At 72.0% G+C, this 23,835-nt stretch carries 19 protein-coding genes and 1 pseudogene; 12 read left to right on the top strand and 8 right to left on the bottom strand.

The window, feature by feature from the left end; translation table 11 throughout:
• The first annotated feature begins 120 nt into the window (after nt 1–120).
• The 3 genes from ACIP9H_RS37690 to ACIP9H_RS37680 all read left to right on the top strand — a co-directional run bounded on the left by ACIP9H_RS37690 (nt 121) and on the right by ACIP9H_RS37680 (nt 1,971).
• Nucleotides 121–1,047, top strand: coding sequence for a phosphotransferase (locus tag ACIP9H_RS37690; RefSeq protein WP_401595599.1), 927 nt, complete (start codon nt 121–123; stop codon nt 1,045–1,047).
• Between the two features lie 128 nt (nt 1,048–1,175).
• On the top strand, nt 1,176–1,634 hold the full coding sequence (locus ACIP9H_RS37685) for a hypothetical protein (protein WP_401595596.1): 459 nt from the start codon (nt 1,176–1,178) through the stop codon (nt 1,632–1,634).
• Nucleotides 1,624–1,971: a hypothetical protein gene (locus tag ACIP9H_RS37680; protein ID WP_401595593.1), complete on the top strand. Its 348-nt coding sequence runs from the start codon at nt 1,624–1,626 to the stop codon at nt 1,969–1,971. Before ACIP9H_RS37685 ends, ACIP9H_RS37680 begins: the two co-directional genes overlap by 11 nt.
• 81 nt (nt 1,972–2,052) lie before the next feature.
• Here the strand turns inward: ACIP9H_RS37680 and ACIP9H_RS37675 are convergent, their stop codons facing one another.
• A complete protein-coding gene (locus ACIP9H_RS37675; protein ID WP_401595591.1) occupies nt 2,053–4,416 on the bottom strand; it encodes a glycosyl hydrolase family 95 catalytic domain-containing protein in 2,364 nt (787 codons plus the stop codon).
• A gap of 227 nt (nt 4,417–4,643) precedes the next feature.
• Nucleotides 4,644–5,306, bottom strand: a complete 663-nt coding sequence (locus tag ACIP9H_RS37670) for a TetR/AcrR family transcriptional regulator (protein ID WP_401963471.1) — start codon at nt 5,304–5,306, stop codon at nt 4,644–4,646.
• Between the two features lie 62 nt (nt 5,307–5,368).
• On the opposite strand from ACIP9H_RS37670, the gene ACIP9H_RS37665 reads away from it, so the two are divergent.
• Nucleotides 5,369–5,995 (top strand): class I SAM-dependent methyltransferase, encoded by a 627-nt coding sequence (locus tag ACIP9H_RS37665; RefSeq protein ID WP_401963469.1) that lies wholly within the window; start codon nt 5,369–5,371, stop codon nt 5,993–5,995.
• A gap of 130 nt (nt 5,996–6,125) precedes the next feature.
• Here ACIP9H_RS37665 and ACIP9H_RS37660 read toward each other — a convergent pair whose 3' ends face one another.
• Entirely contained in the window at nt 6,126–6,548 is a 423-nt protein-coding gene (locus tag ACIP9H_RS37660; protein ID WP_401595584.1) for a MarR family winged helix-turn-helix transcriptional regulator, read from the bottom strand.
• 77 nt (nt 6,549–6,625) lie between these two features.
• Between ACIP9H_RS37660 and ACIP9H_RS37655 the strand changes: the two genes are divergently transcribed.
• The gene (locus tag ACIP9H_RS37655; RefSeq protein ID WP_401595582.1) at nt 6,626–7,723 is read left to right on the top strand and encodes a hypothetical protein; all 1,098 of its coding nucleotides are present in this window, start codon (nt 6,626–6,628) and stop codon (nt 7,721–7,723) included.
• Between the two features lie 39 nt (nt 7,724–7,762).
• On the opposite strand, the gene rph is transcribed toward ACIP9H_RS37655, so the two are convergent.
• Nucleotides 7,763–10,393, bottom strand: coding sequence for a rifamycin-inactivating phosphotransferase (gene rph, locus ACIP9H_RS37650; RefSeq protein WP_401963467.1), 2,631 nt, complete (start codon nt 10,391–10,393; stop codon nt 7,763–7,765).
• A 343-nt stretch (nt 10,394–10,736) separates the two neighbouring features.
• On the opposite strand from rph, the gene ACIP9H_RS37645 reads away from it, so the two are divergent.
• Nucleotides 10,737–11,708 (top strand): alpha/beta fold hydrolase, encoded by a 972-nt coding sequence (locus tag ACIP9H_RS37645; protein WP_401963465.1) that lies wholly within the window; start codon nt 10,737–10,739, stop codon nt 11,706–11,708.
• Nucleotides 11,709–12,031: 323 nt separating this feature from the next.
• On the opposite strand, the gene ACIP9H_RS37640 is transcribed toward ACIP9H_RS37645, so the two are convergent.
• On the bottom strand, nt 12,032–12,205 hold the full coding sequence (locus tag ACIP9H_RS37640; RefSeq protein ID WP_360903657.1) for a CsbD family protein: 174 nt from the start codon (nt 12,203–12,205) through the stop codon (nt 12,032–12,034).
• Between the two features lie 285 nt (nt 12,206–12,490).
• Between ACIP9H_RS37640 and ACIP9H_RS37635 the strand changes: the two genes are divergently transcribed.
• Together ACIP9H_RS37635 and ACIP9H_RS37630 are read left to right on the top strand one after the other, a co-directional pair.
• Nucleotides 12,491–13,462 carry a TIGR03557 family F420-dependent LLM class oxidoreductase gene (locus tag ACIP9H_RS37635; protein WP_401963463.1) on the top strand — a complete coding sequence of 324 codons (972 nt, stop codon included), beginning with the start codon at nt 12,491–12,493 and terminating at the stop codon, nt 13,460–13,462.
• Between the two features lie 138 nt (nt 13,463–13,600).
• Nucleotides 13,601–14,455 (top strand): hypothetical protein, encoded by an 855-nt coding sequence (locus tag ACIP9H_RS37630; RefSeq protein WP_401963462.1) that lies wholly within the window; start codon nt 13,601–13,603, stop codon nt 14,453–14,455.
• A gap of 97 nt (nt 14,456–14,552) precedes the next feature.
• Here ACIP9H_RS37630 and murQ read toward each other — a convergent pair whose 3' ends face one another.
• Both murQ and ACIP9H_RS37620 read right to left on the bottom strand, forming a co-directional pair.
• On the bottom strand, nt 14,553–15,458 hold the full coding sequence (gene murQ / locus ACIP9H_RS37625) for an N-acetylmuramic acid 6-phosphate etherase (RefSeq protein WP_401963461.1): 906 nt from the start codon (nt 15,456–15,458) through the stop codon (nt 14,553–14,555).
• A gap of 58 nt (nt 15,459–15,516) precedes the next feature.
• Entirely contained in the window at nt 15,517–16,476 is a 960-nt protein-coding gene (locus tag ACIP9H_RS37620) for a MurR/RpiR family transcriptional regulator (RefSeq protein WP_401963460.1), read from the bottom strand.
• Between the two features lie 215 nt (nt 16,477–16,691).
• Between ACIP9H_RS37620 and ACIP9H_RS37615 the strand changes: the two genes are divergently transcribed.
• The 4 genes from ACIP9H_RS37615 to ACIP9H_RS37600 all read left to right on the top strand — a co-directional run bounded on the left by ACIP9H_RS37615 (nt 16,692) and on the right by ACIP9H_RS37600 (nt 23,539).
• A complete protein-coding gene (locus tag ACIP9H_RS37615) occupies nt 16,692–17,708 on the top strand; it encodes an N-acetylglucosamine kinase (RefSeq protein WP_401963458.1) in 1,017 nt (338 codons plus the stop codon).
• Nucleotides 17,709–17,710: 2 nt separating this feature from the next.
• Nucleotides 17,711–19,285 (top strand): sodium:solute symporter, encoded by a 1,575-nt coding sequence (locus ACIP9H_RS37610; protein ID WP_401963456.1) that lies wholly within the window; start codon nt 17,711–17,713, stop codon nt 19,283–19,285.
• 131 nt (nt 19,286–19,416) lie between these two features.
• Nucleotides 19,417–20,601: an anhydro-N-acetylmuramic acid kinase gene (locus tag ACIP9H_RS37605; protein WP_401963454.1), complete on the top strand. Its 1,185-nt coding sequence runs from the start codon at nt 19,417–19,419 to the stop codon at nt 20,599–20,601.
• 61 nt (nt 20,602–20,662) lie between these two features.
• Nucleotides 20,663–23,539: an FAD-binding and (Fe-S)-binding domain-containing protein gene (locus ACIP9H_RS37600; RefSeq protein WP_401963452.1), complete on the top strand. Its 2,877-nt coding sequence runs from the start codon at nt 20,663–20,665 to the stop codon at nt 23,537–23,539.
• A 61-nt stretch (nt 23,540–23,600) separates the two neighbouring features.
• Here ACIP9H_RS37600 and ACIP9H_RS37595 read toward each other — a convergent pair.
• Nucleotides 23,601–23,783: pseudogene (locus ACIP9H_RS37595) on the bottom strand (pirin family protein); the annotation flags it as partial.
• Nucleotides 23,784–23,835 lie beyond the last annotated feature (52 nt).

The raw sequence follows: 23,835 nt of genomic DNA, 5'->3' as shown, positions 1-23,835 counted from the left end.
TACGCTGTGACTCGCGGCATCCGCTTGATCCTCAGTCGTCACGCACCGATGATCATTGCTGGCCCCACCGCCTGTTCGTCGAGCTCACCAGCAAGATCACCGTCAACGGCTGGAGTACTGATGACCGACTTGCGGCAGGCTCACGATGCCGCTCGCGCGATCGCGGTAGCGACCCTCGGACGTGACCCCGGTGTCATGACCACCGCTGAGAGCAGCTCCCATCACGTGTTTGTCGGCTCGGACGTCGTCGTGAAGATCATCGATGCCGACGGCCACGCGCGACTGAACCGGGAGATCACGCTCGCGCCCCACCTGCCACTAGGCCTGACGGCCCCTCTGCTCGGCAGCGGGTTTCATCACCTGGGGACTCGGGACGTTCGCTACGCCTGCTATGCCCGCATGCCGGGGGCGGCTCCCGGTATGGGCATGCCCGGTGTCGACGGTGTGACCGCGCGTCTTTTGGCGGAGGAGGCAGTCCAGCGGCTCGACGCACTGCACAGCTGGATGCCCACGGCCCACGTCGAACGCACGCTCAGAGAATCTCTCGACCACGGCGGGTTCACCAGCCGGGCCGCGCTCTTTGCCGAGGTTGAGAGCCTCGCCGCCCTCGACCAGCACGGAACCGTGCCTCGCCGTCTGCTCGACGGCCTGACGGCGATCGCGGAGCGGGCACCGCTGCATGCACGAGCAGTTGTTCCGGTTCACGCGGACTGTCACTGGGGCAACTGGCTCGCGTGCGACCAAAGCGTGACGGCCCTGCTGGACTTCGAATGGGCCCGCTTCGGCGAACCGGTCGATGACTGGTTCTTCCTGGCCCGATTCAGCGGGCCGCACATGGAGACCGTACTCGACGTCATCGCCCGCGCGACGACGACCTCTCCGGAGACTCTTCGAGCAGGATGCGAGGTCCGTGAGGCGAGCTACCTCGCTTCCGACCTCCGTACCGCGATCGAACACCCTGGTGCCTCCGCGCAGATGGCTGCTGCGAGGCTCCGTGAACTCGAGGAGCTCGTCGTCGGACGCTACTGGTGGCGACACACCCAGTGATACCAGCTGTGGCGAGGACTGAACGTCGGCCCATGCCACTGACCGCGCGTGTGCGAGCACGGTGTCGACTTTGCAGGTGTCAGAGGGGGTATCGCCGCCCCGGCTCCGGCCCCTGGCAGGATCGGGGCATGGAGGTCATCCCCGGACGTGGTGTCGACCTCGTCAAAATCGGCGAGCACCGTTCGCGAGTCGAGGAGCGCGTCGGGCTGCCGCATCACGGGCCCGGCGGCGAGCGCGCGGTCTGCAACACCTCGCCAATGCTGGTGATCACCTATGCGGCGGACGGCACGGTCGAACTCGTTGAGATCAGTCATGGCGGCGGGGGCGGGGATGCCGAAGCCGAGTTCGACGGAGTCCAGCTGACCTACCGCTTTCTCGATGATGTCGTCTCTGAACTCCATGCCCGCGGGTACACCAGCACCCGCTCCGACATCGGTCACGACTTCCATGCCGGCTTCGCGGTGTGGTCCATGGACTCACTGTGGGCAGGCGACCTCGATCCAACAGCCGGCGAGGACGATGAACGTGCCATTTCAGAGGGCGTGTCCGTAGCGCCGTACTCCTACTTCCGTGGGAATGAGACGTAGTTCCGAGCGTTACGCATGCCGCTGGGCGGCGGATCCGGGCCCGTACAGCTCTGGGCGACTCGGGCAGGACGCGGCGGCTTCGGGCAACGGCACCCCAGCGATCGACGCCGTCGAGCACGCCGGCTCGTTCCTCCGGCTGTGGGCCGACAGCGCCGATGAGCGGCCCATCGAAATTCCCGCCGTTGAGCTGCTGGGCATGCTTCAGACCGTGCACACCGAGCTGAGCGGCTTCCTCGCTCTCGTCGAGCTGTGGGCGGATCGGTACGTCCCTGCACTCGCCCCAGCGCTTGTGGGCAAGCTCGCGGAGGATCTGGACATCGGCGCCCCGCTGGGCTGAGCCCACGCCCCGGCTGACCGCGACGGCCGAGGGGGTGTGCTCCAACCGGCCGGAGCACACCCCCCCTGTACCGCCGACGACCTACGGGATCCGTACCGTCACGGACTTCCCCGGCTTGACGGTGAGCTGCTTGCGGAAGGCGCCCGCGCGCAGTTCGGTCGTGGTTCCGCCGGTGCTGCGGACGGTCGCCTCGGTCACCTTGCCGTTGCGCCAGGCGAGGTCCACCTCGAAGCCGCCGCGGGCGCCCACTCCGGTCACCGAACCCTTCGCCGCCCAGGCGTCGGGAAGTGCGGGCAGCAGCTCGATGACGCCCGGTCGCGAGTAGAGGATCATCTCCAGCGCGGCGGTGGCACCGCCCAGGTTCGCGTCGATCTGGAAGATCGTGTAGCTGCCCTGGCTGTACATGTCGAACCAGTTGGCCGAGGTGCCGTTGCTGTTGGTGATGGACGGCCGCAGCACGGTCAGATAGAGCTGGTAGGCCTTCTCGGCGTCCTTCAGCCGCGACCAGCACAGCGAACGCCACGCGCACGCCCAGCCGTAACTGTCCATGCCGCGGGCCGTGAGCAGCGCCCGCACCCCGTCGAGCAGCGCCGGCGAAGCGGTGTCGGAGGCGATCCGGTCGCCCGGGTAGAAGCCGATGAGCGGGGACAGGTGACGGTGCGTGACCTCGCCGAGGTTGTCGGGGGTCATCCATTCCTCGAGCCAGCCGGTCTTCGGGCTCACCCGGGGCAGGTAGAGCCTGGCCTGCATCGCGTCCAGCTCGGCGGCCATCCCGGTGTCCCGGTCGAGTACGCGGGAGGCGGTCTTGAACTCCTCGAAGAGCTCCCACGCCAGTTCCTGGCCGTAGGTGTTGCCCTTCCCGTCCGGGCCGTGCTCGGGCGACCAGGAGGTGTCGTCGATCAGGACCTCGTGCGACGTCCCGTCCTCGTCCTTGACGGTGGTCGTGATCAGCCGCGCCTGCCAGAACTCGGCCGCGCCCTTGAGGACCGGGTAGATCAGCTCCAGGTACTCCCGGTCCTGGCTGTACTCGTAGTGCCGCCACAGCGAGTTGCACAGCCAGGCGTTGCCTGAGGGGTGCCAGGCCCAGCCGCTGCCGCCGTGGATGTTGGTGGAGAACGCGACCGCCCACCCGGCGATCTTCCCCGAGCTGTTGCGGAACCGGTTGCGGTCGCTGTTGAACAACCGCTTGGTGACGTCGGTCCAGACGGGCAGCTGGGACACGCAGTACCGGGCGAGGGCGAGGGAGTTCTCGCCGAGGCCCGCCGGGTCGGCGAGCCAGTAGTTCATCTGGATGTTGATGTCGGTGTGGTAGTCGGCGTACCAGTCCGGGTTGTTGTTGTGCACCCAGATGCCCTGCAGGTTCATCGGCAGCCAGTCGCGGGAGCCGGTGATCGTCAGGTAGCGGCCGTACTGGACGTACGCGGCCTCCAGTTCCGGGTCGGGCGTCGTCGCGTCGGTGTACCTGACGGCGATGCGCGACCACGAGTCCAGGGAGCGCTGCAGCGCCGACGACTCGCCCAGGTCGATGGCGAACCGGTTGTAGAGCCGCTGGTAGTCGGCGACGTGCGTCCGCAGCAGCGCGTTGCCGGAGACCTTAGCCGCGGCGGCGACCTTGGCGCGGGCCACGGCCAGGGGATCGGTGCCCGGCTCGCGGAAGTCCTTCGCGGCGTCGGGGGAGTAGTCCGTGCCGCCGCACACCACGATCAGCAGCTCACGGCAGCCGGCGAAGGACAGCTTGTCGCCGTCCACACTGACCCGGCCCGTGGAACTGACCGCGGTCACCGCGGCGGCGTAGCGCAGGCCGTTCTTCAGCGCGCCATTGAAGGCGAGTTGCCCGCTGCCGCCCGTGGTGGTCTCGCCGTGGGTGCCGGCCAAGGAGACGGTACCGGTGTGCGGGCCGCCGGAGAGGCGGATGACGACCACGTCGTCCGGGTGGCTGGCGTAGACCTCGCGGCGGTGGACGCTGCCGTTGTGGAGGTACGTCGCCGAGACCACGCCGTTGCTGAGGTCGAGCTGCCGGCGGTACTTGGTGACCGCGTCACCGGAGTGGCCGGGCAGCGCGATCCGGAGCTTGGCGAGCAGGCCGAAGCTGCCGAAGTCGTCGGGACCGTACGGGAGTTGCCCGTCGTCGGTCGGGGTGTCGTTGGCGCCGCCGGACCAGAACGCGCCGTCGGTCAGGTAGAGGAAGTCGTCCGCCGGGTCGCAGCCGGTCAGCGCGCCCAGCCGGCCGTTGCCGACCGGCAGGCCCTCCTGGATGATCCGTCCCTCGTTGGCGGGCGTGCGGTACCAGAGCGTCGTGGCCTGGCCGTCGGGAACGAGGTCCACGCTGGTCGGGCGGGCGGGGGCGGCGTGTGCGGCGAACGGGGAGAGGCCGCCCGACAGGGCGATACCTCCGCTGGTGACGCCGGCGATGCGGAGGAAGTCGCGGCGGGAGGAAGCGGACACGGCAAGGGGTCCTTTCCAGGGGTTGCGGGGAGCCCACGAGAAGTATTCATAAATAATCAACTTGCCTTGGGCACGTCAACGCCTGGAGGCCAAATTAGTCCGACCTTTCTTGCGATGGGTGCGGGTATTGTCCCTATTTAGTCCGTGATTTCGGCACGATAGGCCCAGTGTCGGGGCGCTCTCGCGGGAGTAGATCGGATGTCTGCAGTGTGTGGTGCCGAGTGCGGCTACTCCGGGACGATGCAGAGGTCGGCGGTCAGCGCCGCGCGCGCCCATTCCTCCCAGGCCCCGGGGGGCCAGCCCCGGTCGCGCACGAAGATCAGGTACAGCTCGGGGCTGAGCAGCCCGTACAGCAGGTCGGCGGCGCGGGCCGCATCGATGCCGGGGCGGACGTCGGGCTTGGCGACCAGCGCCTCCGCGGCGGCGTACTGGACGGTGTACCGCGGATCCGGGTCGGCGGCCCACTCCGCGGCGATCTGCGGGTCGGTGGCCGCGGCGGCCGCGATCAGCGGCATGATCGGGCCGACCCGGCCGAGGATCCCGCCGACGCCCTGTACGTGGGCGCGCAGTTGGCCGACGGCGGTGGGCTCGGCGCATGCCGCGCGGAACCAGGGCCGGTCCATCGTGGCGACCGGTTCCGCATCGCCGGCGATGGACGTGTCGACGACGTCCTTGAACAGCGCGCGCTTGTTTCGGAACACGAAGTAGACGGTCTGCACGGCCACCCCTGCGTGGTCGGCGACCTCCTGAAGGCTCGTCGCCCCGTACCCCTGCGCGACGAACAACTCCCGCGCCGCCGCGACGATCCTCTCGCGGGTGCGCCGCGAGCGTTCGGCCCGCTTGTCGGGGAGTTTGACGGTGCGTTGGCCGGAACCCTTGACCGCGTCCATGGGGGAAGTCTATCTCTAGAGTCAGTCACTAGAGTTGGACTCTAGATTTCTGGAGGGCAGTCGTGAGCGAGCCTCGGACCGCTGCGGAACTCGACCAAGAGGCGGCCCTGCGCCGCGCGTTGGAGGACTACTACCGGGACGGCAAACCACCGTGGGACAGCGGTGTCACGCCGCCCGAACTGATCGCCCTCGTGGAGGGCCCGGACGCGGTCCCGCCCGGCCGCGCCCTCGAACTCGGCTGCGGCACCGGGACCAACGCGGTGTACCTGGCCCGGCACGGCTGGCACGTCGCGGCCGTCGACCTGGTCGACCGCGCCGTCCGGCAGGCCCGTGGGAAGGCCGACGCGGCGGGGGTGGACATCGCGGTGCTGTGCGGGGACGCCACCCGGCTCGACGAGGTGGGCGTGCCCGGTCCGTACGACCTCTTCTTCGACCTGAGCTGCTACTGCGGCATCCCCCCGCACCGCCGCGACGCCTACGCGGACGGCCTCACGAAGCGGGCCGCGGAGGGAGCGCGCCTGCTGATGTTCGGCTACGGCCCCGGAGCCCTGGACGACCCGGTCCCCGGCGTCACCGCGGACGAACTCAGCACCAGGTTCGCCGGGTGGCACCTGACCGACGTGACCCCCGGCACGAACCCCTTCCCGACGTTTTGGTTCACGCTGCGCCGCGCTTCCGCACAGGCGTGAGGGCCGCCGTGCCCCCGCGCGGCAGGCGTCGCTGACGCGGCCGGATCCGCCCGCCCGGCGGATCCGGCCGGCCGTGGCCGCGTCACACACCGGCGCTTCGGGCCTGACCGGGGGCGCTCTGCGTGAGGGCTCAGTCGGCCGCGTTGTAGCGCTGGAGGTGGTCGGCGAGCTGCTGCACGTCCGTGTCGTCCCAGTCGGCGAAGCGTCCGGCGAAGGCCTGCCGGCGTCGTTCATTGGCCTCGGCCAGCAGGCGCAGGCCCTGTTCGGAGGGGTGGAGGATCTGTCCGCGCTGGTCGTTCGGGTCGGCGGCGCGCACGATCAGGCCGGCGCGCTCCAGCACCGCGGTCTGGCGGCTGACGGTGGACTTGTCGAGCAGGAAGTGGCAGGCCAGGTCGGTGCCGCGGCAGCCGCCGCGCTCCGTCATGTAGTCGAGCATGCCGTACGCCACCAGTGACAGTTCGGGGTGGATCTGCGCGGCGCGCGTGCGGGCGCGGCGGGCGAACGCGGTGAGTTCGCGCTGGATCGTGTCGATGGCGTTCTCGCGTGCGGGCATCCGGGCCTCCTCCATATAGATGTACTATACAAGAAAGAAGGTTGCATTTACCAATCACATCGAGAGGTATGTTCCCCATGACCGCATCCTCGGCCGCCGCCGCTTCGGGAGGGGCCCACGCTCACGCGGCCCCCCGTCTGCGCCACAGCGTGGGGCGCATAGCCCTCCACCTGGTGACCCCGCTGCTGATGTGCCTGGGCATGGGCCTCGCCTACCTGGGTGCCTTTCACGCCCCCGAGCCGCACGGGATGAAGGTGGCGGTTGTCGGGACCGGACCGCGCGCGCAGGTCCTCGCGCAGACCCTCAAGGACAAGGCCGGCGACGCGCTGGACGTCACGACCGTCCCCACGCGTGGCGCCGCCGTGCACCAGCTGATGGACCGCGACCTGGCCGGTGCCTACCTGCCGTCCGCGGACCATCCGCGCCTGCTGGTCGCCAAGGCCAACTCCGACACCACCGCGACGGCCGCCGAGACCGTCTTCCGCCTGGTGGCCGACCGCACGGGTACCGCCCTGGACGTCACGGACGTCGCGCCCACCTCGCACGGCGACCCGACAGGGCAGGGCCTCTTCTTCGTCCTGGTCACCATCAGCATCGGCTCCTACGCCAGCGTGGCCGCGATCGGCGCGGCCGGCGCCGCGCTGCGGCTGTGGACCCGCGCCGCCATCGGCCTGGCGACCTCACTGGTGGTGAGCGTCATCGGCACCGTGCTCGCGGGGCCGGTGTTCGACATCGTCGATCACGACCTCGCCGCCGTGTGGGCCATGGCCTGGCTCTACTCGGCGGGCATCATCGCCATCGGTGTCGGCCTGCACACCTTCCTCAAGCGGTGGACCACCCTGACGATGATGACCCTCTTCGTCATGCTCAACTTCACCACCTCGGGCGGCATCTTCCGCCCCGAACTCCAGAACGGCTTCTTCGGCGCCCTCCACGCCTTCTGGAACGGCGCGGGCTTCGTCGAGGGCGTCCGCAGCATCCTCTACTTCCCCTCCGGCGCCGGCCTGGCCGGCCGGGTCACCTCGCTGGTCCTCTGGCTCGGTGCCGGACTCATCGCCCTGGCCGCTGCGGACGCGGCGGAACGACGCACCCGCCGGGCCGGTGCGCCGCCCGCCGCGCTGCCCCCGGTGGAACGGGAGGCCGAGGAGGAGATCGGCGAGGCCGTGGCCGTCTGACGCCCGGACCCCGACCCCGGCCACTGCCTGCGCCGCCGGTCAGGACAGGATCTCGACGAACCCGTCGGTCCCGTGCACGCGGATCCGCTGCCCGTCCCGGATCAGCCGGGTGGCGCTCTCCACGCCCACGACGGCCGGCAGGCCGTACTCCCGGGCGATCACCGCGCCGTGCGTCATCAGGCCGCCCACCTCCGTCACCAGGCCCGCGATGCCGACGAACAGCGGCGACCAGCTCGGGTCCGTGAACGTGGTGACCAGGATGTCGCCCGCCGCGAGGTCGGCGTCCCCGATGTCGAGGACGACACGGGCCCTGCCCTCGACGGTCCCGGCCGACACCGGCAGACCGGTGAGGGCGCCGGCCGGCACGTCGTCGCGCCGGTAGGCCCCGTTCAGGGCCTCACCGTCCGAGGTGAGCACCCGGGGCGGTGTGAGCGCGGCGTACGAGCGGAACGCCTCCTTGCGCTGCCGGATGAGCCCGCCGTCCACCCGCCGGGAGCGCACCGCCTCGTGGAACTCCTGGAACGTCAGGTGGAAGACGTCCTCCTGCTCCGGCAGCACACCGTCCCGCACGAGGCGCTCGGCCTCGCCCATCAGGGCCCGCTTGTAGACGAAGTAGCGGCTGACGATGCCGTACTTCGGGTACTCCCGGTAGCCGATGAAGGTACGGACCCGGTCGATCATCCACTTCGCCTCGCCGGCCTTCCGCTCCCCGTCCGGCAGGGCCCGCAGACGCGACAGCACGTCCCGTTCCTTCTCCTCCGCCTTCCGTCGCCCCTCCTCGAAGCGCCGCCCGGCCGCGCCGGGCCCGGAGTTCCTGACGTTGTCGAGGATCACGGGCACGAGCGCGGTGGGGCGTTCGCGCCACCGCGGCCTGGTGATGTCGATCTCGCCGACGCAGCGCATGCCGTACCGGTCGAGGTAGGCCTCGATGGCGTCGCGCGCCTCCGTCCCGCCGGGGACCTTGGGCAGTTCGTCCAGGAAGCCCTCGTCCAAGGCGCCCTGGAGGAACGCCACCACCTCGGCGCGCGGGCGGACGACGTCCGCGACGTCGAGCAGCGCCAGCCCCATCTCCGACGTGATGTTGTCGGGGGCGGACAGCGTGAGCGTGTCGGCCGCGTTCTTCTCGCCCAGCCACTCCCGCAGCCTGTCGTTGAGCCACCAGGTGGCCTCCATCCCCGCCATGATCGCCTGCATGCTCAAGGGATCACCGAGGGCCCGCTTGTGCTCGGCGAAGGCCTCCAGCAGGAAGTCGAACAGCGCCGGACCGGTCTTCGCCCGGATGTCGCGCTCCAGGGCGGCGACCGACGCCCGGCTGCGCTCGATCAGCTCGGTGACGACGGCCGGATCGTTCCCGATCGGCTCGGGCGCGCCCCCGGCCGGCGGCCCGCCGGGAGCCGGGGCCGGGTCCGGGAGCGACGGGACGAAGTCGCCCCGGTCGAGGACGGTTTCCAGTGCATCCCTGACCAGGGGATCCCCCTTCCCCATGATGTCCAGGAGGGCGGCGCGGCTCGCGGGGGAGGCCAGGCGCCGGGTGGCGTCGACGAACAGCCTCCCGCCGGCCTCGTGCATCGGCGCCATGGCCGTCAGCTGCCACATGGAGTACCCCAGGGCCTTCATGGGGTCGGTCATCATCTGCTGGTGGCCGACGGAGACGTAGACATGGTTCTCCTCGTCGCCGGCTTCCGGAACGGGGAACAGCGTCGTGATCGGCCGGCTCTGGACGATCCGGAAGCCGTCGTCGACCAGGCACCACTCGATGTCCTGCGGGCGGCCGAAGTGGGTCTCGATCCGCCGCCCGAGCTCCACGAGCCGCACCACTTGCGCGTCCGTCAGCGCCGGCTGCTCCCGCCGCCGCGCGTCGATCGCGACTTCCCGCGTACCGCCCGCCGGAAGGGGCTGCACGGCACGCTCCTTGGCGGCGATCGTCCTGGCGACGACCTCGCCGTTCCGTACCGTGAAGACGTCCGGGTCGACCAGTCCGGAGACCAGGGCCTCCCCGAGACCGAAGCCCGCGTCCACGGTAGCGGCCTTCCGGTTGCCGGTGACGGGATCGGCTGTGAACAGAACGCCGGCCGCATCCGGGAAGACCATCCGCTGCACCACCACGGCCATGTGGACCGTGCGGTGGTCGATGCCGTTGCGCCGGCGGTAGGTCACGGCCCGCTCGGTGAACAGCGAGGCCCAGCAGCGGCTGACGTGCCGCAGGATCTCCGCCGGCCCCACGACGTTCAGATACGTGTCCTGCTGGCCGGCGAAGGAGGCCGTCGGCAGGTCCTCCGCCGTCGCACTGGACCGGACGGCGTACGCGGCCCGCTCACCCAGCCCGGCGACCGCGCCGGTGATCGCCGCCGCGAGACCGTCCGGGACGGCGGTCTCCTCGACGGCCCGGCGGATCGCCGCGCTGAGCGTCCTGATCGCCGCCCGGTCGTCCGGGTCCACGCGCGACAGCTCGTCGAGCCGGTCGCCGAACGACGGTACGTCCGCCATGACCCGCCGGAAAGCGGCCGTTGTCACGCAGAAGCCGTCGGGCACGCGGACGCCCTCGATCCGCGACAGCCCGCCCAGGTGCGCTCCCTTGCCGCCGACGACCGCGACCTGCGTCTCGTCGACCTCCTGAAGCCCCAGCACGTACGCGTCCCTGCTTGCCTTGTCGTCCTGCTGATCCCGCACGCACCCTCATTTCCGCACGTTCTGACATCGGCCGACGATTCTGCGGCACGACCGGGGCCTTGCCGCAAGCCCCCCAGTGCGCTATAAGTTGAGAGTGGCAAGGAGAGCTCTCTCCTTGCCTTTGCCTTTGCCGCACCGTTCCGTGCCACTCCCGGACGGGCAGCCCCCCTGGCGGCACGAAGTTGCACCGCACCGGGGGCCGATTTAGCGTCGATTGACCGCCGGTACCGAGTGCGCGCACGAATCGCTCCGCGCCGCGGCGGACTCGCATGACCACACATCGGTCCCGGATTGGTGCAACGTGGGCGTTCGACGAGTGAAAAGCAATGAGCTGATCGCACTCATGGCGGCGTTGGCGGCCGTTCTGACGATCTCCGGCGTCGTGAGTTTCGCCGCCTGGAGCGGTGGTCCGGGCGGTCCCGGTGCCGCCGCCGAGCAGTGGCCGCAGGCGGCACCGCCCCCCGGCTTCCAGTCCAAGTACGCGACGGTGAACGGCTTCCGGATGCACTACGTGAAGGGCGGCAAGGGCTCACCGGTGGTGCTGATCCACGGCTTCCCCCAGACGTGGGCCGAGTGGCGGCCGCAGATGGGCCCGCTCTCCGAGGACCACACCGTGATCGCCGTCGACCTGCGGGGCATCGGCGACTCCGGGATCCCCACGAGCGGCTACGGGACCGCCCGGATGGCCGACGACGTGCACCAGTTGCTGAAGCAGTTGGGGCTGAACGACGGCGTCCAGGTCGTCGGCCACGACGTCGGCCTGTACGTCGCCTACGCCTACGCGGCCCAGTGGCCGTCCGAGGTGCGCCGCATGGCGGTGCTGGAGGGTCACATCCCGGACCGGAGCATCTACAGCCTGCCGGCTCTGCCGGCCAGCCCGAAGACCCCGTCGGTCTGGCACTTCGGCTTCTTCCAGACGCCTCTCGCCGAGGAGCTCATCGCCGATCACGAGCGCACCTTCATCCAGGGCTTCATCGCGCAGCATCTGGTGGTCCGGTCCGCGTTCAGCCCGGCAGACTACGACTTCTACGCCCACTACCTGAAGCAGCCCGGCCGCACCGTGGCCTGGATGCGCGTATGGCGCCGGCTCCGCGACGACGTCGCCCAGAACGAGAAGTTCGCGGCCCAGGGCAAACTCACGATGCCCGTCCTGGCGATCGGCGCCCAGGCATCGTTCGGCGACAGCATCGCGCAGCAGTGGCGGCAGTACGCCGTGAACGTCGAGGGGCGCGTCGTCCCGGGTTCGGGGCACTGGGTGACCGAGGAGAAGCCGCGGGAAGTGACCGCCCTGCTGCGGGGTTTCCTGCAGAAGTAGCGTCCCCGGGGGCCGGAGCGGGCGGGCGCCGTTGCCGTACGCACGGTGCGCGTTCCGGGGAGCGGTGATCAGGCGCGGAGCCCGCTCGGGGTTGTGACGGCCTGACGGGCTCCGCGATGCGCACCGACAGCGACGATGACACCGGTGCGCTGCCTCCACTGAAGTCGACCAGGGGTGACGTGCCCACATGGCGCGGCGGGCCGCCCCGCGCTTTCACCCCATCGGCGGCACCTCGCGCCGCGCGGGCGCCGGAATCCGGGCACGCGTGGGGGCGGCTCCCTGCGGGGGCCGCCCCCAACGCGATGGACTCCGTGTACCGGCGGTCAGTGCCGGCCGATGTCCTTGATCTTCTCCTTGGCCTCACGGGCGTCGCCGATGGCCTCCTCGGCGCGGCCCTCGGCCGTCAGCCGTTCGTTGCCCACGGCCTCACCGGCGGTCTTCTTGACCTTGCCGACGGTCTGCTCGGTCTTGGCCCTGGCCTTCTCGTTGCCGGCCATGCTGTCACCTTCCCTGGCGTCGACGTCGTGTGCTGTGGGTTCGTCTGACCGCTGAAAGCCTCCGCAAACATGGGGAGATGGCGCTCGGAGGGGTGGGGGTCGCGGGCGGCCGTCCCTGACCCCTGCGGCGTAACCGGACCGCGCGCGTAGCGTGCCTGCGCCCGCGAGCACGCCCCGTGGGGAGAATCGGGTGGGGCCACGGAAGCGGCGCACTCGGGCGCCCGTGGGGGAGCACTCTCGCCGACCCGGTCTTGTCTGATCTTCAACCTGCCGGAAGGGACACGCATGACCGCCTACGGATACTTCCTCTCCTCCGAGGAGTTCACCCCAGCGGAACTGCTCGACCAGGCCCGCATGGCCGAGCAGGCCGGTTTTGAGGGGCTGGCCGTCTCCGACCACTTCCACCCGTGGAACGACGAGCAGGGGCAGAGCCCGTTCGTCTGGTCCATGATCGGAGCCTTGTCCCAGGTGACGTCGCTGCCGATCACCACACTGGTCACCTGCCCCACGGTCCGCGTGCATCCGGCGATCAACGCCCAGGCCGCCGCGACGGCGGCCGTGCTGACCGGTGGCCGGTTCCGCTTCGGCCTGGGGAGCGGTGAGGCCCTCAACGAGCACATCCTCGGCGGCGCCTGGCCCGAGGCCGCGGAGCGCCTCCAGATGCTCGAAGAGGCCGTACAGGTCATCAGGAAGCTCTCCACCGGGGAGCGCGTCACCCACCACGGCACGCACTACACCGTGCAGAACGCCCGCCTGTACACCCTCCCCGCGGAGCCGGTCCCGCTGTACGTCTCGGGCTTCGGGCCCGAGGCCGCGGCGCTGGCCGGCCGTATCGGGGACGGTTTCGTGACGATGACTCCCGACGCGACCCTGGTGGAGCAGTTCCGGCGGGCCGGCGGCGGGGGCAAGCCGGTCATCGGCGGACTGAAGGTGTGCTGGGACACCGACCGGGCGCGCGCGGTGAAGACCGCGCACCGGCTGTGGCCCAGCGAGCAGCTTCCGGGTGAACTGGCCCAGATCCTCCCCACCCCGGAGCACTTCGAGCAGGCGGCCGGCCTGGTCACCGAGGACATGGTCGCCGACGCGGTCGTCTGCGGCGATGCCACCGGGGACCATGTCGCAGCGGTCAGGGCCTACTCCGAGGCCGGTTTCGACGAGGTCTACGTCCAACAGATCGGCCCCGACCAGAAGCAGTTCTTCGACTTCTACCGCGCGGAGGTGCTTCCCCGGCTGCGGGACGGCATGTCCGTCGACTGACGCCGCGAGCCGTCCGCGCGCTCGCCGCGCGGATTGCCATGGCTGCCCGCAGGATGGAGCGAAGCCGGCAACGCGGGCCCCTCGGGGCGGCGGCCGGTGTGCCGACGGCCCGCCTCACGACGCATTCGAGGACCTGCGATGGCTGCAACGACCGATGCCCTCACGTCCGTGCTGGAGGATGCCCGGCGGGCCCATTCCGCCGTGATCGAGCGCTTCGTGGCGGATCTGGCGGTCACCCCGGCGGGGCCGCACCGGCAGGTGCTGGAGGACCATGTGGCCTACGCGCAGGCCTGCATGGCGGTGATGGACGGCTGCCTCCAGCGGCTGCGGGGGCGCCGGATGCGGACGGACCTGCTGGGCCCCGCCCGGCGGATCGCTCAGGACGCCGCCCTGGTGGGACGGATGCCCCTGGTCATGGCCTCGCGGATGGGCGCGGCCGTGCTGCGCGGGCGTGGGCCGGCCGACGAGAAGCGGCTGCTGAGGAACACGGCCGACGAGTACGGCATCACCGCCCGCGCTCTGGCCGGCAGCCAGGCGGGGGAGACCGTCGCCGCCCGCGCCCATGACGACGTCGCGCTGGAGCTGTTCGCCTCCCTGCGCCGCGAGAACCAGCAGGTCCTGCAGATCCTGGGGGCCAGTCTCACCGAACACGCCGCGGCCCTCGCCGACGGCGGCGGCAAGGCGCCGCTCGGAGGCGTTCTGGGCGCGGTGGCCCGCAAGGCCACGGCCCTGTGGAACCGCGCGACCGGGGACTGGGTGGTGGCGGGCCTGGCCGGGGTGCGCCAGGCGGCCGACAACGCGCAGGGCGCCGCGAGCCGGGAGGAGGCGCTGCCCATCGCCCGCTACGGCCGGTTGTCCACGGGGGAGATCGCCGGCCGGCTGCGCGGCCTGTCGCCGACGGAACTGGCGTGGATCGAGGGCTACGAACGTGCGCACGCCCGGCGCGCCGAGGTCCTGCGGGCCGTCACGGACGTGCGCGCGTCGGGTCGGTGACGTTCCGTATCGCGGCGCGCCGCGGTGCACGACCGTGCGGGCGCCCCGGCTTGCGGGGACGCCCGCACGGCGTGCCGCTCCTGGCGTGTCAGGTACGTCAGGAGTGCCCGACGGCCGTCCGCGTGTCGCCCTCCGCCTGGGCGAGACGCTGGGCGGCCTCCTCGGCGGTGAAGCCGGCGAGGAGCATGACGATGGCGGTCTTGGCGTGGCCGCCCGCGGCGTCGAGGGCCCGGGCGACGGAGTCCGCGTCGGCGCCGGTGGCCTGGGACACCATGCGGCGGGCCCGGTCGACGAGCTTGCCGTTGGTCGCCCGCATGTCGACCATGAGGTTCCCGTAGACCTTGCCCAGACGCACCATCGAGGCGGTCGAGAGCATGTTGCAGACCATCTTCTCGGCGGTGCCGCCCTTGAGGCGGGTGGAGCCGGTGAGGACCTCGGGGCCGGTGACGACCTCGATGGGGATGTCGGCGTAGCGGCTGACGAGAGCGTCGCGGTTGCAGGCCACCGACACCGTGACGGCGCCCGCGGCGGCGGCGTGCTGGAGTCCGCCGACCACGTACGGGGTGCGGCCGCTCGCGGCGAGGCCGACGACCGTGTCCCGCTCGTTCACGCCGATCTCCTCGAGGTCCGCGACCGCCCGCGCCGGCTCGTCCTCGGCACCTTCGACGGCGACGATGAACGCCCCCGGGCCACCCGCGAGCAGACCTATGACCTGCTCGGGCGGGGTGCCGAAGGTGGGCGGGCACTCGACCGCGTCGAGCAGGCCGATGCGGCCGCTGGTGCCGGCGCCGATGTAGATCAGCCGGCCGCCGCGCCGCAGGGAGTGCGTGATCGCCTCGACGGCGTCACCGATCTGCGGGAGCGCGTCGCGCACCGCAAGGGCGACGGTCTGGTCCTCGGCGTTCATGACCGAGAGCAGTTCGGAGACCGGCATGCGGTCCAGTTCGGCGGTCCGGTCGTTGCGGATCTCGGTACCGAGGGTGCCGAGTGTGCTGAGGTCCACGGCGCGGTCGTCCTTTCAGGGGTGGTGCTCAGGGGTGGTGCTGGGGGAGGGCCGGCGGTCAGTCGGCGGCCGGGGTGCGGCGCGGCGGCTGAGGGCGTTTACGGCGCTGGACCGCCCCGTAGGTCTTCTGCAGCGCGGCGGTCGTGGCGTCGTAGGAACGCTGGGCCACGCCGACGAACAGGCAGTCGATGAGCGCGAGTTGGGCGATCCGGCTGACGGTCGCGCCGGACCGGAAGGGGGTCTCCCGGGCGCATGTCGTCAGCACGAGGTCGGCGCTCTCCGCGAGGGAGGAGCGCGCGACGTTGGTCAGGGCGATGGTGGTGGCACCGCGTTCGGCGGCGGCCTGGAGCGGCTCGACGGTGTCCTCGGTCTCCCCGGAGTGGGAGATGGCCAGGGCCACGTCACCGGGGCCGAGCAGGGCGGTCGCGGTGAGGGCGGCGTGCCGGTCGGTCCAGATGAAGGCCATGTGGCCGATGCGGTGCAGCTTCTGGTGCAGGTCCTGGCCGACGAACGCGCTGGCGCCGATTCCGAAGATGTCGACCCGGCGGGCGCCCGCGACGGCGTCGACCGCGCGGCCCAGCACCTCGATGTCGAGTTCGGCGCCGGAGTCCTCCAGGGCGCGGATCTCGTTGTAGACGATCTTGCTGACGATCTGGTCGAGCGTGTCGGTGGCGCTGATGTCGGTGCCCGGTGCCGGGCGTTCGCCGCCGAGCGCGTCCTCGCGGGCGGCGGCCGCGGCCAGCGCCAGGCGCAGCTGCGGGTAGTTCGTGATGCCTATCGCCCGGCAGAAGCGCATCACGGTGGCGACGGAGGTGTTCGCCCGCTCGCCCAGGGCGCTGATGGACAGCTCGCTCGCCTGCGCCGGGTCGGCCAGGACCGCGTCCGCCACCCGGCGTTCCGAAGGAGCCAGCGACGGAAGGGCCGCACGGATGCGCGCCAGGGTGCCGACGGCGGAGGCGTCGTCCGCCGGGGATGCCGGCTGCTGAGCCGGTGCGCGGGGTGGTTCCTGGCGGGCCATGGGGGCGGTCCCTCCTGTGGGGTGGGCGCCACATTAACCCTGCATCAGTGGTGCGTCAAAAACTTACGAAAGTCATTACGCGAAGTTACTTATTGACATACGGAGGTCGGCCTTCCGATACTCGCTGCACCGCGATCCGCGCCGGTCACCCGGCCCTCCGGCTGTCACGTGACCGCCCGACGCGTCGGATCCCTGCAGACACGAAGGCGTGCCGAATGACAGCAGCAGTGGCGGTGGACCTGGGCAAGACCGGTTGCCGTGCCGTGCTGTGGACCGGCGGCACCAGTGACACCGGAGTCGCCCACGACGTCCACGAGGTGCCCGGGGCCCCCGGTCTCGCCGCCGAGAACGGCGTCGCCGCGGCCCGCGCGGCGGTGCGCGCCGCCGTCCTCCCGCTCCTCGAGGACGGACATGGCGGCCGGCTCGACGCGGTCTGCGTCGGCGCCGCCGGCGCGGCCACCGCCCCGGAGGCGGCCCGCGCCCTGGCCGGGCTGCTCCTCGACGACCTGCCCACCGACGAGGTGGCCGTCACCAGCGACGCCGTGACCGCTCACGCGGGCGCCCTGGGCGGCCGCACCGGCGTGGTGCTGGCGATCGGCACCGGTTCCGTCGCCATCGGCATCGGCGACGACGGATCGTTCGCCCGCGTCGACGGCTGGGGACCCTGGCTCGGCGACGAGGGCAGCGGCGCCTGGATCGGCGCCGCGGGACTGCGCGCCGCGCTCCGCGCCCACGACGGGCGCGGACCGCACACCGCGCTGCTGGCCGCCGCCGGGCGCTTCGGCGACCCCGACCGGCTGCCCGCGGCACTCGGCAGGGACGGCAACCCGGCCCGTACCGCCGCGTCCTTCGCCCCTGAGGTGGCCCGCGCCGCCGCCGCGGGCGACGGCATCGCCTCGACGATCATCACGGACGCCGCCGCCGCGCTCGGCGAGGCCGTGCTCACGGCCGCACGCCGGATCGCCGGCGACGACGCACTCCCGGTCACCGTCACCGGCGGCCTGACCGGTCTCGGCGAACCGCTCACCGGGCCGCTCGCCGCGGCACTGGGCGGTTCCCCGCGCCCCCTCCTCGTGCGCCCCCCGCTCGGGGATCCGCTGGACGGCGCGCGCCTGCTGGCGCTCGACGCCTCGGCACCGCACGAACCCCACGTCGCCCGCGTACGGCGGACGACCGACCTCCCCACTGTCCCCACCCTGCCGGTGACCTCGCCGGCCGTTATTCAGGAGTGAGCGTGCGCCAACTCGACCTTGTGGTGGTCGTTGTCTATCTGATCGCGATCGCCGTGATCGGACTGCGGAAGGCCGGACGGCAGAAAACGTCGAAGGACTACTTCGTCGGCGAAGGCCACATGCCGTGGTGGACCGTCTCGTTCTCCGTGGTGGCGACCGAGACCAGCGTGCTCACCGTCATCAGCGTGCCCGGCGGCGCCTACAGCGGACAGGGCTTCGGCAACGTCGAGCTCGCCCTCGGCTACGTGATCGGCCGCGTGATCGTGGCCACCGTGCTGATCCCCCTGTACAAGCGCGGCGGATTCGTCAGCGCCTACCAGTACCTGGGCAGCAGATTCGGACTGAAACTGCAGGGCCTCGCCTCGGTGACGTTCGTCTTCACCCGGCTCCTGGCCGAAGGCGTCCGGCTGTTCGCCTCGGCGATCCCGATCAAGCTGCTGCTGGACGAGTTCGGTGTGCACGCCGACTACCGCGTCATCATCGTCGTGCTCACGGTGATCACCGTGATCTACACCTATCTCGGCGGCATCAAGGCGGTCATCTGGACCGACGCCATCCAGATGGGCCTGTACCTGGGCGGTGCGATCCTCGCGATCGCCGTGCTCTCCGGCCACGTCGGCGGCTCCGGCTTCTCCGACGCCCTGCACTCGGGCCACTTCAAGCTCTTCGACACCAACTTCGACTTCGCGCACATCCTCACCAGCCCGTTCGCCCTGCCGACCGCGATCATCGGCGGCGCGATCTTCGCGATGGCCAGCCACGGCTCGGACCAGCTGATCGTCCAGCGCATCCTGACCACCCGCACCCTGCGCGACGGCCAGAAGGCCATGATCGCCTCCGGTGTCTTCGTCACCGTCCAGTTCGCGGCCTTCTCGCTGGTCGGCGCGCTCCTGTGGTCCTACAACAAGGGCAAGGGCTTCGCGGACCTGGGTCTGGCCAGCTCCGACAACCTCTACCCGAACTTCATCCTGCACGGCCTGCCCGTGGTGATCTCCGGTCTGCTCGTGGCCGGCATCCTCGGCGCCGCGATGGGCTCGCTGTCCTCCGCGCTGAACTCGATGTCGAACTCGACGGTGTCGGACATCATCCACAGCTTCTTCCGCAGCTCGCCCTCCGAGGAGAACCTGCTCAAGCTCGCCCGGGTGATGACGCTGGTGTGGGCGGTGCTCATGGCCGTCTTCGCCTGCGCCTTCAGCGCGAACACGGGCAACGTCTACCTCACCGGTCTGACCATCGCGGGCTACACCTACGGCGCCCTGCTCGGAGCGTTCCTGCTCGGACGGCTCGTCCGGCGGGCCAACGAGATCGACTCCATCGTGGCCTTCCTGGTCACGGTGGGTGTGATGACGTACATCGTGCGCGGGGTGAAGATCGACGTCACCGTGGCCGGCGCGACCGTGCCGACGGCGATCGCCGCCCAGTGGCTGGTGCCCATCGGCGTGGTGGTCACCCTGGTGGTCGGCGGCCTGATGAGCCTGTTCCACCGGGCCCCCGAGACCGCCGTGCTCCCCGCGGGCGACGACGGCGAGCCCGGCGCGGGCCCGGACCGTGTCGCGGCGGTCGCCGGCCGGGAGTGAGCACGCCCCGCCCATGAGGTGCGGGGCCGCCCACCGCGGCGGCCCCGCACCGCCCCCGTTCAGGACCAGCACAGGGAGAAGTCAGTCATGCCGAACCGGCCCGGCCCGCGGCACCCGCGTCAGGAGGCACCGTGCGTGTGATCGGCCTCATGTCAGGCACCTCCTACGACGCCATCGAGGCGGCCGCCGCCGACCTCGACCTGGACGGCGACACCCTGCTGCTGCGGCCGCTCGGGCACCTCTCCGCCGACTACCCCGGCGAGCTGCGCGACCTCATCGCCGCCACCCTGCCCCCGGCGCCCACGAGCACGCAGGACGTCTGCGCCCTCGACACCGGCATCGGCCAGGCCTTCGCCGGTGCCGCCGGGCGCGCCCTGCGCGAACTGTGCGACGGCGCGGCCGACCTCGTGGTCTCGCACGGCCAGACCATGCACCACTGGGTCGAGGAGGGCACCGTCCGCGGCACCCTCCAACTCGGCCAGCCCGCTTGGATCGCCGAGGCCACGGGCCTGCCGGTTGTCTCCGACCTGCGCAGCCGCGACGTCGCCGCGGGTGGCCAGGGCGCCCCGCTGGTCGGTATGACGGACACCCTGCTGCTGCGCGGGCTGCCCGGCACCCCCGCCGCGCTGAACCTCGGCGGTATCGCCAATGTGACCGTCGTCGCGCCCGGCGCCGAGCCGCTGGCCTTCGACACCGGGCCCGCCAACGCGCTGCTGGACGCCGCCGTGCGGCACTTCACCGACGGGGCGGCCGCCTACGACGAGGACGGGCGCCGGGCCGCCGCCGGCCGCACCAGTGCCGAACTCCTCGCCCTGCTCCTGGACGACCCCTACTACCGCAGGCCCGCCCCGAAGAGCACCGGCAAGGAACTCTTCCACCTGCCCTATCTGCTGCGGGCCCTCGACGCGCTGCCTGCCGCCGCGCTCGCCCCCGAGGACGTCCTGGCCACCCTGACCCGGCTGACCGCCGTCACCGTGGCCGAGGCCTGCCGCGCCCACGGCGTCACCGAGTTGGTCGTCTCCGGCGGCGGCGTCCGCAACCCGGTCCTGATGGACATGATCGCCGGGGAGCTGCCGGGCGTGCCGCTGCGCCCCAGTGACGACCTGGGCATACCGTCGGACGCCAAGGAGGCCCTGGCGTTCGCGGTACTGGGCTTCCTGACCGTCAACGGCCTGCCCGGCGCCCTGCCCTCGGGCACCGGCGCCCGCCGGGCCACGCTGCTCGGCAGCATCACCCCCGGGCTGTCGCCGCTGCGCCTGCCCGAGCCCGCCGAGCGGGCGCCCCGCCTGATGCGCGTCACCGGCCCCGCCCACTGACCGCCCGGTCGCGCCACCACCGCCCGTCCCCGCACCCGGGGACCCGAGCACCCGAGGACCCATGAGCCACTCCGCCGCCGCCGCACCCTCCACCGCGCCGTCCACCGGGGACCGGGCCCCCGATCTGGCCGGGCTCCTGGCCTCGTGCGTCGGCGACCCGGCCAGGGTGACCACCGACGTGCCCCGCCGGGTCGCGGCCGCCCACGACGCGTCGCCGTACCTGTTCACCCCGCAGGCCGTCGTCCGGGCCGCGTCCGCCGCCGAGGTGGGCGCGCTGATGGCCGGGGCGCGGGCGGCGGGCCTGCCGCTGACGCTGCGCTCGGGCGGCACCAGCCTGGCGGGGCAGGCGGGCGGCGACGGGATCCTGGTGGACGTCCGCAGCCACTGGCGCAGCGCGGAGGTGCTGGACGAGGGGCAACGCATCCGGCTGCAACCAGGTCTGACGGTCCGTCAGGCAAATGCGCGGCTCGCCCGGTACGGACGCCGGCTCGGCCCCGACCCGGCCAGCGAGAGCGCCTGCACCATCGGCGGGCTCGTCGCCAACAACTCCAGCGGCATGAACTGCGGTACGCAGGACAACGCCTACCGCACCATGGAGTCCCTCCAGTTCGTGCTGCCCTCCGGCACCGTGGTCGACACCGCGGCCCCCGACGCGGACGAGGCGCTGCGCGCCCGCGAGCCCGGACTCCACGCGGGACTGCTGCGGCTGCGCGACCGCGTCCGCGCCTCGGCGGCCTCGCGCGCCACCGTCGAGCGGCTGTTCGCGATGAAGAACACCATGGGCTACGGGCTCAACTCGTTCCTCGACCACTCCGGCGCGGCCGACATCCTCGCCCACCTCATGATCGGCAGCGAGGGCACCCTCGGCTTCGTCGGGGAGGCGGTCTTCCGCACCGTGCCCCTCCTGCCGCACACCGCCACCGGCCTGCTCGTGCTGCCCGGCCTCGCGGAGGCCACCGACGCCCTGCCCGCACTGCTGGCCGCCGGTGCCCGTACCGCCGAACTCCTCGACGCGGCGTCGCTGCGGGTCGCCCAGCAGTCCCCGGACCCCGTGGACGAACTGCGCGGACTGCGGGTGGACGGACACGCCGCCCTGCTGGTCGAGTTCGCCGAGGACAGCGCGGAACTGCTGGACGAGCGGGTGGCCGGCGCGCAGCCGGTCCTGGACCGCCTGCCCGCCGTCACCGGGACCGCGCTCGTCCGCGATCCCCGGGTCAGGGCCCGGCTGTGGCACCTGCGCAAGGGCCTGTACACCGCGGTCGCCGGCGCCCGCCGCCCCGGCACCACGGCCCTGCTGGAGGACATCGCGGTGCCCATGGAGCGGCTGACCGGCACCTGCGAGGGACTGATCGGCCTGTTCGACCGGCACGGCTACCAGGACGCCGTGATCTTCGGTCACGCGCGCGACGGCAACCTGCACTTCATGCTCACCCAGGACTTCGACTCCGCCGCGGAGACCGAGCGCTACGCCCGGTTCACCGACGCCATGGTCGACCTCGTCCTGGACGCCGGCGGCACCCTCAAGGCCGAGCACGGCACCGGCCGCGCCATGGCGCCCTTCGTGCGCCGCCAGTACGGCGACGAACTGTACGACGTCATGCGCGAGGTCAAGCGCCTGTGCGACCCGCACAACGTGCTCAACCCCGGCGTGCTCCTGGAGGACGACCCGGCCGCGCACCTGCGCAGCCTCAAGAGCGTCCCGCAGGTCGACCCCGCCGTGGACGCCTGTGTGGAGTGCGGCTACTGCGAGCCCGTCTGCCCCACCGCCGACGCGACCACGACGCCCCGGCAGCGCATCGCGCTGAGCCGGGAGATCGCGCTCGCCACCGCGGCCGGCGACGAGGAACGCCGCCGCGCCCTGGAGGCCGACTACGCCTACGCCGCCGTCGACAGCTGCGCCGCCGACAGCCTCTGCGTCACGGCCTGCCCCGTCACCATCGACACCGGCGCGGTCATGAAGCGGCTACGCTCCGAGCGCCACGGGCCCGCCGCGCAGCGGGCCGGGAACGCCGCGGCCCGGCACTGGGGGACCGCCGTCAAGGGCGTACGGGCGGCGCTGAACACCGCCCACGTCCTGCCCGACCCGGCCCTGCGTGCCGCCACCGGCGTGGTGCGGCGGCTCGGCGCGGGGGAGCTCGTCCCCGCCTGGGCCGACGACATCCCGAAGGGCGGACCGGCCCGCCCCGCGGGACGGCGGCCCGAAGGCGCCAAGGCGGTGTTCTTCGCCGCGTGCATCGGCAGTGTCTTCGCCCCGGAGGGGCCCTCCGACGGGTCGGCGGGCTCCGCGGCGGCCTTCCTGCGGCTGTGCGAGCGCGCGGGCGTCGCCGTGACCGTCCCCGACCGGCTGGCGGGCCTGTGCTGCGGCACCCCCTGGCAGTCCAAGGGCTACACCGACGGGCACCGCACCATGGCCGAGCGGACCCTGGACGTGCTCTGGGAGGCGAGCGACCACGGCCTGCTGCCCGTGGTCAGCGACGCCTCGTCCTGCACGCACGGACTGGAGCAACTGCCCGGCGCCCTGCCGGAGTCCGACCGGGCCCGCTTCGCGGCGCTGCGCTTCGTGGACAGCGTGGCCTTCACCGCCGAGCACCTGCTCCCGGCCCTGCCCGAGCCGCGGCGCCTCGGCAGCCTCGCCCTGCACCCCACCTGCTCCACCGCGCACCTGGGCATCGACGGCGCCCTGCGCACCGTCGCGGCCGCCGTGAGCGACCAGGTCACGGTGCCGGACAACTGGGGCTGCTGCGCGTTCGCGGGCGACCGCGGCCTGCTCCACCCGGAGATCACCGCGTCGGCCACCGCCGCCCAGGCCGCCGAGATCACCGCGGGCACGTACGACGCGTACGCCTCCTGCAACCGCACCTGCGAGATGGGCATGAGCCGGGCCACCGGCCGCCCGTACCGGCACGTGCTGGAACTCCTCGACGAGGCCACCGCCTGAGAGCGGGTCGGGACGCACGCGCCGGGGCCTGCCAGGCCCCGGCGTGTTGCGTGACGCTTCGTCAGGATCCGTTCCTGAGGGGCGGGTTGCCGCGCGATGCCAGGGTGGCGTTGGGGAGCACGGGGGCCGGGAGGCGGTCACCGGGGTAGCCCTCGACCGCGCCGAAGCGGCCGTCGGCGTTCTCCCACGCCTCACGCGCCTCCGCGATGTCCTGGTGCGAGCGCCCGATGAAGTTCCACCACATATCACAGCTTCGGCGTTTCGTCCCAGGTCAGGGGCTTGATCGATCATCCGGT

This window comes from Streptomyces sp. NPDC088732 (assembly GCF_044751205.1).
Classification (GTDB): Bacteria; Actinomycetota; Actinomycetes; order Streptomycetales; family Streptomycetaceae; genus Actinacidiphila.
The sequence above is the reverse complement of the archived record's forward strand: the minus strand, read 5'-3'. Positions and strand labels throughout refer to the sequence as shown.